The organism is Streptomyces sp. NPDC054842 (assembly GCF_053611025.1).
On the sequence record NZ_JBSGZN010000025.1, the window covers coordinates 14,999 to 27,111 of the forward strand.

10 protein-coding genes are annotated in these 12,113 nt (G+C 71.6%); 5 read left to right on the top strand and 5 right to left on the bottom strand.

Annotation, left to right across the window (positions count from 1 at the left end; genetic code table 11):
* Positions 1-76: 76 nt before the first annotated feature.
* From ACWGIS_RS20505 to ACWGIS_RS20515, 3 genes are all read right to left on the bottom strand, one after another.
* Positions 77-889, bottom strand: a complete 813-nt coding sequence (locus ACWGIS_RS20505) for a DsbA family protein (protein WP_453363858.1) — start codon at positions 887-889, stop codon at positions 77-79.
* 89 nt (positions 890-978) lie between these two features.
* Complete coding sequence (locus tag ACWGIS_RS20510) at positions 979-1,665, bottom strand: hypothetical protein (RefSeq protein WP_453363859.1); 687 nt, start codon at positions 1,663-1,665, stop codon at positions 979-981.
* Between the two features lie 133 nt (positions 1,666-1,798).
* Positions 1,799-3,127, bottom strand: a complete 1,329-nt coding sequence (locus tag ACWGIS_RS20515) for a DUF2252 domain-containing protein (protein ID WP_453363860.1) — start codon at positions 3,125-3,127, stop codon at positions 1,799-1,801.
* A gap of 246 nt (positions 3,128-3,373) precedes the next feature.
* Between ACWGIS_RS20515 and dnaE the strand changes: the two genes are divergently transcribed.
* Positions 3,374-6,913: a DNA polymerase III subunit alpha gene (dnaE, locus tag ACWGIS_RS20520; protein WP_453363861.1), complete on the top strand. Its 3,540-nt coding sequence runs from the start codon at positions 3,374-3,376 to the stop codon at positions 6,911-6,913.
* A gap of 114 nt (positions 6,914-7,027) precedes the next feature.
* Here dnaE and ACWGIS_RS20525 read toward each other — a convergent pair whose 3' ends face one another.
* Positions 7,028-7,201, bottom strand: a complete 174-nt coding sequence (locus ACWGIS_RS20525; protein WP_453363862.1) for a hypothetical protein — start codon at positions 7,199-7,201, stop codon at positions 7,028-7,030.
* A gap of 230 nt (positions 7,202-7,431) precedes the next feature.
* Here ACWGIS_RS20525 and ACWGIS_RS20530 point away from each other — a divergent pair, with 230 nt between their 5' ends.
* From ACWGIS_RS20530 to ACWGIS_RS20545, 4 genes are all read left to right on the top strand, one after another.
* The gene (locus ACWGIS_RS20530) at positions 7,432-8,649 is read left to right on the top strand and encodes an NYN domain-containing protein (RefSeq protein ID WP_453363863.1); all 1,218 of its coding nucleotides are present in this window, start codon (positions 7,432-7,434) and stop codon (positions 8,647-8,649) included.
* A gap of 52 nt (positions 8,650-8,701) precedes the next feature.
* Positions 8,702-9,724: an ABC transporter ATP-binding protein gene (locus ACWGIS_RS20535; protein WP_453363864.1), complete on the top strand. Its 1,023-nt coding sequence runs from the start codon at positions 8,702-8,704 to the stop codon at positions 9,722-9,724.
* 116 nt (positions 9,725-9,840) lie between these two features.
* The gene (locus ACWGIS_RS20540) at positions 9,841-10,662 is read left to right on the top strand and encodes an ABC transporter permease (RefSeq protein WP_453363936.1); all 822 of its coding nucleotides are present in this window, start codon (positions 9,841-9,843) and stop codon (positions 10,660-10,662) included.
* Between the two features lie 34 nt (positions 10,663-10,696).
* Complete coding sequence (locus ACWGIS_RS20545; protein WP_453363865.1) at positions 10,697-11,350, top strand: AAA family ATPase; 654 nt, start codon at positions 10,697-10,699, stop codon at positions 11,348-11,350.
* A gap of 250 nt (positions 11,351-11,600) precedes the next feature.
* On the opposite strand, the gene ybaK is transcribed toward ACWGIS_RS20545, so the two are convergent.
* Positions 11,601-12,104 (bottom strand): Cys-tRNA(Pro) deacylase, encoded by a 504-nt coding sequence (ybaK, locus tag ACWGIS_RS20550; protein ID WP_453363866.1) that lies wholly within the window; start codon positions 12,102-12,104, stop codon positions 11,601-11,603.
* Positions 12,105-12,113 lie beyond the last annotated feature (9 nt).

Consider the following 12,113-nt stretch of genomic DNA (forward strand, 5'->3'; position numbering starts at 1 on the left):
AAAGTTCGCCCGCTCTTCGGCTGCCGGACCGTCAGGTTTCCGGCCGACGGCTCCCGGGCGCGTCGGCCGGCGTCCGTCAGCCCTTGAGTGCCTTGTCGATCGCCGTCCGGTACTCGGCCTCGGTCATCGGCGCGGTCTTCCCGTCCGAGCCGACCACCTCCTTGCCGTCCATCTTCAGCGTCGGCGTCGCGGAGACCCCGCTCTTGTCGAAGGACTTGGACATCTCCAGCGCCCACCGGTCGTAGGTGCCGTCCTCGACCGCCTTCTGGAACTCCTTGTTGCCCTTCAGCGCGTCGACGGTGTCCGCGACCTTGATCAGGTAGGCGTCGTCCTTGAACTTGTCGTCCGTCTCCTCGGGGTGGTACTTCGCCGAGTAGAGGGCGGTCTTGTACTCCAGGAACGCGTCGGTGCTCACGTTCAGGGCGGCGCCCATGGCGCTCAGGGCGTTCTTCGAACCCTCGCCCTGGGCGTTGTTGTCGATGAACGTGGCCCCGACGTACTGGATCTTGTACTTGCCGTCCGCGACGTCCTTGTCGACGGTCGGGCCGACCGTCTGCTCGAAGCTCGCGCAGATCGGGCAGCGCGGGTCCTCGTACATCTCCAGCGTCTTCTTGGCGTCGCTCTTGCCGATGACGACGGTCGTGCCCTTGGCGCCGGTCGTGTGGGCGGGCTTGACGAGCTTGTCGTCCTTGGCCGCCTCCCAGTAACCGGGCTTGTTGTTCTGCACGACGGTGTACCCGATGCCGCCGGCTATCGCGAGGACGCCGACGACCGAGCAGGCCACGACGACCTGCCGCTTGACCTTGGTGCGCCGGGCCTCGCGCTCGCGCTCCTGGCGCAGCCGCTCACGCGCGGCCATCTTGGACGCCTGGCTGTTCCGCTTGCTCATAGTGGTGATCTCCATGGGGGACGCGCACACGTCGTACGCACTACAGGTAGGGGGGACTGCTGGTGCTCGGGATGTTCGCCGCTTCCCGCTCAGGCGGGAAGGGCCGAGCGGGGCGGTCCGCGGCGTCCCAGGGAGTGCACGAACAGCCGGGTCCGGGCGGCGCCGGTCCGGTGCGCGGGGCGCGGCAGCCGGCGGGCCGGGGCGAGCCGTACGCCGACGGACGCGACCGCGAGCGACAGCGGCCGGAAGGTGGCGGCGCCGACCGCGCGCAACAGCTGGGCCAGGGCCCGCTCGCCGCGCCGCAGCCAGGCGGCCGCGAGCAGTCCGACGCCGACGTGGGCGCCGAGCAGCAGCCAGGCGGCACCCGGGTCGGCGTGCGCCAGCAGGGCCGCCGCGCCGTCGCCGTGCCCGGCGGTCACGCGGGCGAGCGGGGTGCCGACGTCGCCGCCGCCGCACAGCACGTCGAGGCCGACGGAGCGCAGCGGGCCGGCGACCGGTCCGCCGGCCCGGCCGTAACAGACGTGCTGGCCCGTGGTGAACACCGTGTCGGCGGCCAGTTCCAGGGGGATCAGCAGGGCCGCGATCCGGCCGAAGCCGCGCTCGCGGCCCGCCAGCGCGTACGCGGCGGCGAAGACGGCGCCGGTGATCGCCGCCACGGTGCTCAGGGGCAGCGGGGCCCGGGACAGCAGCACGTGCGACGCCGTCGAGAGCGTCACGACGACGGCCGTGAACAGAGCCGCCCGAAGGGCTCTGAGCTGGGTCCCGGATATGTCCATAGCGCTGGAGAGTGTCCCACGGGCCGCCGTAAGAGCCCCCTAAAGGGTTCCTGTGCGTTACGGGAGCGTTGTACGGCGTCCCGCGCGGCGGCGGCCCGGACCGGCCTGTGGGTCCCACGGCCGGGGCGGAGGGCTACAGGCCGGGGATCCGGCCGTTGCGGAAGAGGTCCACGAAGATCTGGTGGTCGGCACGCGCGCGTGCGCCGTAGTCGTGCGCGAAGTCCACCAGGAGGTCCGCGAAGCCGTCCTCGTCGGCGGCGATCGCCGCGTCGATGGCGCGCTCCGTGGAGAACGGCACCAGTTCCGAGTGGCCGCTCTCGTCGTCCGCCGCCGCGTGCATCGTGGCCGTGGCCCGGCCGAGGTCCGCCACGACCGCGGCGATCTCGTCCAGGTCGTCGATGTCGCCCCAGTCGAGGTCGACCGCGTACGGCGACACCTCGGCGACCAGCTGGCCCGCGCCGTCCAGCTCGGTCCAGCCGAGCCACGGGTCGGCGTGCGCCTGGAGGGCGCGCTGCGAGATCACCGTGCGGTGGCCCTCGTGCTGGAAGTAGTCGCGGATCGAGGGGTCCGTGATGTGCCGGGAGACGGCCGGGGTCTGGGCCTGCTTGATGTAGATCACCACATCGTTCTCCAGGGCGTCGCTGTTGCCCTCCAGAAGGATGTTGTACGACGGCAGGCCGGCCGAGCCGATGCCGATGCCGCGGCGGCCCACGACGTCCTTCACCCGGTAGGAGTCGGGGCGGGACAGGGAGGACTCCGGGAGCGTCTCCAGGTACCCGTCGAAGGCGGCGAGCACCTTGTAGCGGGTGGCCGCGTCCAGCTCGACCGAGCCGCCGCCCTCCGCGAAGCGGCGCTCGAAGTCGCGGATCTCCGTCATCGAGTCCAGCAGCCCGAAGCGGGTCAGCGAACGCGCCACGCGCAGCGCGCCCAGCAGCGGGCCCTCGGCGGTGTCCAGCGTGAAGGGGGGCACCTCGTCGCTCTTCGCGCCCGTGGACAGGGCGTGGACGCGCTCGCGGTAGGCGGCGGCGTAGACCCTGACCAGCTCGGTGATCTGCTCGTCGCTGAGCGCCTTCGCGTAGCCGATCAGCGCCACGGAGGCGGCGAAGCGCTTGAGGTCCCAGGTGAAGGGCCCGACGTACGCCTCGTCGAAGTCGTTCACGTTGAAGATCAGGCGGCCCTGGGCGTCCATGTACGTGCCGAAGTTCTCGGCGTGCAGGTCGCCGTGGATCCACACCCGGGAGGTGCGGTCGTCCAGGTACGGGCCGCCCCGCTTCTCCGCGTCCAGGTCGTGGTAGAAGAGGGAGGCCGTGCCCCGGTAGAACGCGAAGGCGCTGGCCGCCATCTTGCGGAACTTCACGCGGAACGCGGCCGGGTCGGCGGCCAGGAGCTCGCCGAAGGCGGTGTCGAAGACGGCGAGGATCTGCTCGCCGCGTTGCTCGGCGCTGAGCTGCGGGACCGACATCGCTGGGTGCCTCCTGGTGCAGGTGATGCGTGACATGGGGGACGGTCGCGCCGCCCTCTCGGGGACGGACGGCCCCGTCCACTTCCAACGGACGAAGGTACGCGGGAGTGCCCGCGGCCCCCGCACGAAGGTACGGGGGAGAGCCCTCGGAGTGTCAGTGCCGAGGCATAGACTTCGACGCTGTCCCCCCAGACTGTCCGCAGCCTGTCGACGAGTGTTCTTCTGTTCTTCCTGGAGGCCGAAGCCGTGTCAAAGCCGCCGTTCACGCACCTGCACGTCCACACCCAGTACTCGCTGCTGGACGGTGCCGCGCGGCTCAAGGACATGTTCGCCGCCTGCAACGAGATGGGCATGACGCACATCGCGATGAGCGACCACGGCAACCTCCACGGGGCCTACGACTTCTTCCACACGGCCAAGAAGGCGGGCGTCACGCCGATCATCGGCATCGAGGCGTACGTCGCCCCGGAGTCCCGGCGCAACAAGCGCAAGATCCAGTGGGGCCAGCCGCACCAGAAGCGCGACGACGTGTCCGGTTCGGGCGGTTACACGCACAAGACGATCTGGGCGGCGAACAAGACGGGCCTGCACAACCTCTTCAAGCTCTCCTCGGACGCCTACGCCGAGGGCTGGCTGCAGAAGTGGCCGCGCATGGACAAGGAGACCATCTCCCAGTGGTCGGAGGGGCTCATCGCGTCCACCGGCTGCCCGTCCGGCGAGCTGCAGACCCGGCTGCGCCTCGGCCAGTTCGACGAGGCCCTGAAGTCCGCCGCCGAGTACCAGGAGATCTTCGGCAAGGACCGCTACTTCCTGGAGCTGATGGACCACGGCATCGAGATCGAGCGCCGGGTCCGCGACGGCCTGCTGGAGATCGGCCGCAAGCTCGGCATCCCGCCCCTGGTGACGAACGACTCGCACTACACGTACGCGCAGGAGGCGACCGCCCACGACGCGCTGCTGTGCATCCAGACCGGCAAGAACCTTTCGGACCCCGACCGCTTCCGCTTCGACGGCACCGGCTACTACCTGAAGTCCACGGACGAGATGTACGCCATCGACTCCTCGGACGCCTGGCAGGAGGGCTGCGCCAACACCCTCCTGGTCGCCGAGCAGATCGACACCACCGGCATGTTCGAGGCCAAGAACCTCATGCCGAAGTTCGACATCCCCGAGGGCTACACCGAGGTCACCTGGTTCCAGGAGGAGGTCCGGGTCGGCATGAACCGCCGCTACCCGGGCGGGGTCCCCGAGGACCGCCAGAAGCAGGCGGAGTACGAGATGGACGTCATCATCCAGATGGGGTTCCCGGGATACTTCCTCGTCGTCGCCGACTTCATCATGTGGGCCAAGAAGAACGGCATCGCGGTCGGCCCCGGCCGGGGGTCCGCGGCCGGCTCGATCGTCGCGTACGCCATGGGCATCACCGACCTCGACCCGATCGAGCACGGACTGATCTTCGAGCGGTTCCTCAACCCCGAGCGCGTCTCCATGCCCGACGTCGACATCGACTTCGACGAGCGCAGGCGCGTCGAGGTGATCAGGTACGTGACCGAGAAGTACGGCGCCGACAAGGTCGCCATGATCGGCACGTACGGCAAGATCAAGGCGAAGAACGCCATCAAGGACTCCGCGCGCGTGCTGGGCTACCCGTACGCGATGGGCGACCGGCTCACCAAGGCGATGCCCGCCGACGTCCTCGGCAAGGGCATCGACCTGAACGGCATCACCGACCCCTCGCACCCGCGCTACAACGAGGCCGGCGAGATCCGGGCGATGTACGAGAACGAGCCGGACGTCAAGAAGGTCATCGACACCGCCAAGGGCGTCGAGGGACTGGTCCGGCAGATGGGCGTGCACGCCGCCGGCGTGATCATGTCCAGCGAGCCCATCGTGGACCACGCCCCGATCTGGGTGCGGCACACCGACGGCGTCACCATCACGCAGTGGGACTACCCCCAGTGCGAGTCGCTCGGCCTGCTCAAGATGGACTTCCTGGGCCTGCGCAACCTGACCATCATGGACGACGCCGTCAAGATGGTGGAGGCCAACAAGGGCGTCAAGCTGGAGCTCCTGGAGGTCCCGCTCGACGATCCGAAGACGTACGAGATGCTCTGCCGCGGCGACACCCTCGGCGTGTTCCAGTTCGACGGCGGCCCGATGCGCTCGCTGCTGCGCCAGATGCAGCCCGACAACTTCGAGGACATCTCCGCCGTCTCGGCGCTGTACCGGCCCGGCCCGATGGGCATGAACTCGCACATCAACTACGCCGAGCGCAAGAACGGGCGCCAGGAGATCACCCCGATCCACCCGGAGCTCGAAGAGCCCCTGAAGGAGACGCTGGGCCTCACCTACGGCCTCATCGTCTACCAGGAGCAGGTGCAGAAGGCCGCCCAGATCATCGCCGGGTACTCGCTCGGCGAGGCCGACATCCTGCGCCGCGTGATGGGCAAGAAGAAGCCCGAGGAGCTGGCGAAGAACTTCACGATCTTCCAGGCCGGCGCCAAGAAGAACGGCTTCTCCGACGAGGCGATCCAGGCCCTGTGGGACGTCCTGGTGCCCTTCGCCGGCTACGCGTTCAACAAGGCGCACTCCTCCGCGTACGGCCTGGTCACCTACTGGACCGCCTTCCTCAAGGCCAACTACCCGGCCGAGTACATGGCGGCCCTGCTGACCTCGGTGAAGGACGACAAGGACAAGTCGGCCGTCTATCTGAACGAGTGCCGGCGCATGGGCATCAAGGTCCTGCCGCCCAACGTGAACGAGTCCGAGCACAACTTCGCCGCCCAGGGCGACGACGTGATCCTCTTCGGCCTCTCCGCCGTGCGCAACGTCGGCACCAACGTGGTCGAGGCGATCATCCGGGGCCGCAAGGCCAAGGGGAAGTACACCTCGTTCCCCGACTACCTCGACAAGGTCGAGGCGGTCGCCTGCAACAAGCGCACCACCGAATCGCTGATCAAGGCGGGCGCGTTCGACACGATGGGGCACACCCGCAAGGGCCTCACCGCGCAGTACGAACCGATGATCGACAACGTGGTGCAGGTCAAGCGCAAGGAGGCCGAGGGGCAGTTCGACCTCTTCGGCGGCATGGGCGACGACGCCGCGGACGAGCCGGGCTTCGGACTCGACGTCGAGTTCACGACCGACGAGTGGGACAAGACCTATCTCCTCGCGCAGGAGCGGGAGATGCTCGGCCTGTACGTCTCCGACCACCCGCTGTTCGGTCTGGAGCACGTCCTGTCCGACAAGGCGGACGCGGGCATCTCCCAGCTCACCGGCGGTGAGCACGCGGACGGCGCCGTGGTGACCATCGGCGGCATCATCTCCGGTCTCCAGCGCAAGATGACCAAGCAGGGCAACGCCTGGGCCATCGCGACGGTGGAGGACCTCGCGGGCTCCATCGAGTGCATGTTCTTCCCGGCGACGTACCAGCTCGTGTCGACCCAACTCGTCGAGGACGCCGTGGTGTTCGTCAAGGGACGCCTCGACAAGCGCGAGGACGTGCCGCGGCTCGTCGCGATGGAGCTGATGGTCCCCGACCTGTCGAACGCGGGCACCAACGCGCCCGTGATCCTGACCATCCCGGCCGTGAAGGTCACCCCGCCCATGGTCAGCCGCCTCGGCGAGATCCTCAGTCACCACAGGGGCGACAGCGAGGTCCGCATCAAGCTCCAGGGTCCCCGCAAGACGACCGTGCTGCGCCTCGACCGGCACCGGGTGAAGCCCGACCCGGCCCTGTTCGGCGACTTGAAGGTGCTGCTCGGCCCGTCCTGCCTGGCCGGCTGACACCCGGGGAGGCGGCTCCGCGAGGAGCGAGGGAACGGAAGCGGCGAGGGGCGCACCCACAGGCGGGTGCGCCCCTCGCTGCGTGCTCGGGCGTCAACGGCCCCGGCGCCCGCCTCAGTTGTGCCCGAAGCGCTTCTGGTGCTTACGGGCTACGTCGGCGGGGCTGCCCTGGACCTGAGCCAGCTGCGCTGCCTCGGTCGCGGTGGAACGCGCGTGCTCCGGGGCCTGGTCCGGCTGAGCGGAACGGTCCTGGGCGGCGCCCTGCTTGCGGTTCTTGTTCTTGGCCATGGTGATCTGCCTCCTGAAGGGGATCTAGGGGCCAGGGCCGCAACCAGATTCACACGGGCCGACAACCCGCGCATGTCGGATAATTACCGTGCGTGACAAGCGCCGTGGAGGACCGGTACGCCGCTGCGCCACGCCGAAGATCGAGTTCGGGCCGTTAACCTTCGCGCCGTCGGGCAGACTCGAAGCAGGCCCGAAGCAAACCTCCCGGAAACCGGAAAGAGGGTGGACCCGTGGACCGCTGCATCGTCCTGGTGGACGCCGGGTACCTGCTCGGGGCTGCCGCCAGTCTTCTCGCCGGGGAACCCTCTCGCTCCCGGATCACCGTCGACCACGCCGCCCTCATCCAGGGGCTGCGCGAGCGCGCCGAGTCCGACACGGAACGGCCCCTGCTGCGCATCTACTGGTTCGACGGCGCCCCCGACCGCGTACCCCAGCCCGAGCACCGCAGACTCCGGGTGATGCCCCGCGTCACGGTGCGCCTGGGCGCGCTGACCCGCAGCGACGGGCGGTGGGCGCAGAAGGGCGTCGACGCCGCCATGCACGCCGAACTGACCGAACTGGCACGCAACCGCGCCTGTTCCGACGTGGTCCTGGTCACCGGCGACGGGGATCTGCTGCCCGGCATGATGGCCGCGAAGGAGCACGGCGTCGCCGTCCACCTGTGGGCCGTCCAGGCCGCGGACGGCGACTACAACCAGTCGGAGGACCTGGTCGCCGAGGCGGACGAGCGCCGCGTGCTGGACCGGATCTGGATCACCAAGGCCGTCCGCCCCAAGGAGATCGGCGGGATCTGCGCGCCGCCGCCCGTGCCGCGGCCCGAGATCGCCGCGATCCTCTCCGCGCCGCTGCCCGAGTCGGCGCTCGCCGCCGCGGCCGACCGCTCCCAGGAGCCGGCCGAGCACGTCACGGCGGAGGAGCCGCGCGACACCGCGCAGGAGCGGATCCCCGCCCCCAAGGGCGTCCCGACCCCCAAGGACCTTGCCGCCCTCCGCGGACCCGGCACCCAGCCCGCCCAGCACCCGACGACCGCGACCCTGCGCTGGTCCTCCGACAAGGGCTGGGTCGAGCGCCCGGGCGGCGGCGGGGAGCCCGCGGAGGCCGCCGCGCTGCCCACCCTCGCCCAGCTGACCTCCGCCGAGCAGCGCTGGGCGGACCGCGAGGAGGACATCACCACCGTCGGCGGCGACCCGTACGAGGTCGGGCAGGTGTTCGCGCGCCGGTGGATGGCGCGGCTCACCGACCAGAGCCACCTGCAGAAGCTGTCGGCGATGTACCCGCGCGTCCCGCACCGGGTGGACGGGGAACTCCTGCGGTACGCGGCCCGCTTCGGCCTCCTCGCGCACAAGGACGACCAGATCGACGAGCACGACCGGTACGCGATCCGGGCCGGCTTCTGGCGCGAGATCGACGTGCGTACGGCGGCCGAGCACGCGCCCGCGGGGGAGTGAGCCACGGCCCCGGGCGCATAACGGGGCATCGGACCCCGTAGGCTCGTCCCTCGTGAGTACGCGCACGGCACAGTCAGTCCGCAGGGGACACGGTGGTGCCCTCGTGTGCGCCGTGCGGGACCTGACGAAGACCTACCCGGCGGTGCGCGGACGGCGCGGCAGCCCCGCGACGCCCGAGGTGCGGGCCAACGACGGGGTGCGCCTCGACATCCGGCGCGGGGAGATCTTCGGGCTCCTCGGGCCCAACGGCGCCGGCAAGTCCACCCTCGTACGCCAGCTGACCGGGCTCATGCGGCCCGACAGCGGCAGCGTCGACATCCTCGGGCACGACATCGTGCGCCACCCGGAGCGGGCGGCGCGCATCCTCGCGTACCTCGGGCAGGAGTCCACCGCCCTCGACGACCTGACCGTGTCGCTCGCCGCGGAGACGACCGGCCGGCTGCGCGGCCTCGACCTCCGGCAGGCGCGCGCCGAGCGCGACGCCGTCCTGGACGAACTCGGCCTCGCCCTCCTCGCCTCCCGCCCCCTGCGCAAGCTCTCCGGCGGACAGCGGCGGCTCGCCTGCTTCGCCGCCGCGCTGGTCGGCCGGCGGCCGCTGCTCGTCCTGGACGAGCCCACCACCGGCATGGACCCCGTCGCCCGCCGCGCGGTGTGGGGCGCGGTCGACCGGCGCCGCGCCGAGCACGGCACGACCGTCCTGCTGGTCACCCACAACGTCATCGAGGCCGAGACGGTGCTCGACCGGGTCGCCGTCCTCGACCGGGGCCGGGTCATCGCCTGCGACACCCCGGCCGGGCTGAAGGAGCAGGTCGCCGGGGAGGTACGGGTCGACCTCGTCTGGCGGCAGAGCGCCCCCCTCGACGTCCCCGAGGTCGCCGCGCTGCGCGACCGCGCCGTCGAGTCCGGCCGCCGCTGGACGCTGCGCCTCGCCCCCGAGGAGGCCCGCGCGGCCGTCGCGACGGTCACCGGCGGTGCCGCCTTCGCCGCCCTGGACGACTTCACGCTGGCCACGCCGAGCCTGGAGGACGTGTACCTGGCGCTGGGCGGCAACGGGCAGGGGCTGGTGAGATCGTGAGCGCACGGACCGCGGCATCCGTACGTGAGACCGAGGACGTCGCCGGGCACCGCCCGGGCGGACTCGCGGACACCGGTGATCAGCACGGCTGCCGGAGCGAAGAGGAGCAGCTCGACGTGAGTGTCGTACCCGCTGGGGTTCTGCCGGGCAGCGCGCCGCCCCTGACCGCGGACGCCGGCGAGGCCGCCGAGCTGGGCCCGCGGGCCCGCCTGTGGCCGTCGCTGGCCGCCGTGTACCGGGCGCAGCTCTCCCGGGCCCGGGTCGCGCGCATCCCGCTGCTGTTCGTCGCCACCTTCCAGTCCGTCGGCATCATGATCCTGATGCGGGGCGTGGTGGACGGCGGCGGCGAGGCCCGGTCCGTGGTGGCCGGGGCGTCGGTCCTGGTCGTCGCCTTCGTCGCCCTGAACCTGCTCGCCCAGTACTTCGGGCAGCTCCGCGCCGGCGGCGGACTCGACCACTACGCGACGCTCCCGGTGCCGCCCGCGGCCGTGGTGCTCGGCGCGGCGGGCGCGTACGCCTCGTTCACCGTCCCCGGGACGTTCGCCACCGCCCTCTTCGGCTGTGTGCTGTTCGGGCTGCCGCTGACCCACCTGTGGGTGCTCGTCGCGGTGGTCCCGCTCGCCGGTGCCGCCCTCGCCGGACTCGGCGCCGCCCTCGGGCTGCTCGCGCCCCGGCCCGAGCTCGCCACGCTCCTCGGCCAGCTGGGCATGTCGGCGGCGCTGCTGCTCGGGGTGCTCCCGCCGGAGCGGCTGCCGACCGCGGTCCAGTACGCCCGTGACCTGCTGCCGTCGACGTACGGCGTCGAGGCCTTCGCGCGGACCTTCGACGCCCACCCCGACTGGGCCTTCGTGCTGGGCGACCTCGCGGTGTGCGCCGCGGTCGGCGTCGCCTCGCTGGCCGTCGCGACCTGGGCCTACCGCCGGGCGGCCGTCCGGTGACGCGGCCGGCGGCGGGGCCTGGCACGATGTCAGGGTGACCGCACCGCTGACTCCGCCTCCGCCGCCGCACCAGGGTCCCCCGCACGACGCCTGGCAGGCGCCGCCCGCCGCCGGGACGTCCGCGTACGAGCAGGACGGCCCCGGGATGAAGACCGAAGTGCGGGAGGCCGCCGTCGTCACCGTCGCGGTGGCGCTCGCCGGGGTGCTGCTCGGTCTGCTGTGGTGGTGGCTGGCGCCGCACGTCCCGCTCGTCGGCGGCCTCGTCGACAAGAAGTGGGTCGTCTACTTCAAGGACACCGAGGGCGAGCAGGCCATCGGTGTCGACGGAACGTTTACCCTCCTCGCGGTCGCGTTCGGCGCGCTCAGCGCGCTGGGCGTGTTCCTGGCGCGACGGCGCGGGGGTGTGCCGCTCGTGGTGGGACTCGCCGTGGGAGGGCTGCTCGGGTCGCTGCTGGCCTGGCGGATCGGGGTGTGGCTCGGGCCCACCCAGAACGTGATCGCCCACGCGCAGTCCGTGGGCAAGGGCGTCACCTTCTCCGCGCCGCTGAAGCTGAACGCCAAGGGGGCGCTGCTGGCGTGGTCCCTGGCGGGGCTGGTGGTGCATCTGGGGCTGACCGCGTTGTTCGGGCCCCGGGACCCGGAGCCGTACCCCGCGCCGTACGGGGCGGCCACGCCTCCGGGGTCGTAGGCGCGGCGGGCGCCCGCCGGGGTGCTCTCGCTCCCCGCCCTTTCGCGTCCCGTCCTCGGGGACTGAGACCCCGGACCTCCTGTCGCGCCGCCCGCCCCGTTCTCGGACGCCGGGCTGGGCGTGGGCTCAGGGCCCTTGAGCCGGCCGCCCTCCATGGTGAGGGCGGCCCTCGCACATGCGCCGCCTCCGCCGGCGGGTTCGTGGCCCCACGTTCCTCGTACCCGACCGGGCAACAGGCCCCGGCGAGGGGTCAGGCGCGGGCGACGGGGGCCGACACCGCCTCGGTGAGGGCGGCGAGGTCGGCGGGGGCGAGTTCGACCTCCAGGCCGCGGCGGCCGGCGGAGACGCAGATCGTGGCGTGCCCCGCGGCGGAGGCGTCGAGGACCGTCGGGAGCCTCTTGCGCTGGCCCAGCGGGGAGATGCCGCCGCGTACGTACCCCGTCGTGCGTTCGGCGGCCGCCGGGTCCGCCATCGCGGCCCGCTTGCCGCCCACCGCGGTGGCCAGCGCCTTGAGGTCGAGGGAGCCCGCGACGGGGACGACGGCGACCACGAGGGAGCCGTCGACGTCCGCCACCAGGGTCTTGAAGACCCGGTCGGGGGAGACGCCCATGGCCTCGGCGGCCTCCTCGCCGTACGAGGGGTGGGCGGGGTCGTGCTCGTAGGCGTGGACCGTGTACGGCACCCCCGCGGCGGTCAGGGCCACCGTCGCCGGGGTGCCGCCCGCCTGCTGCTGCTTCTTCTGCTTCTTCGCCATCGCCTTCTC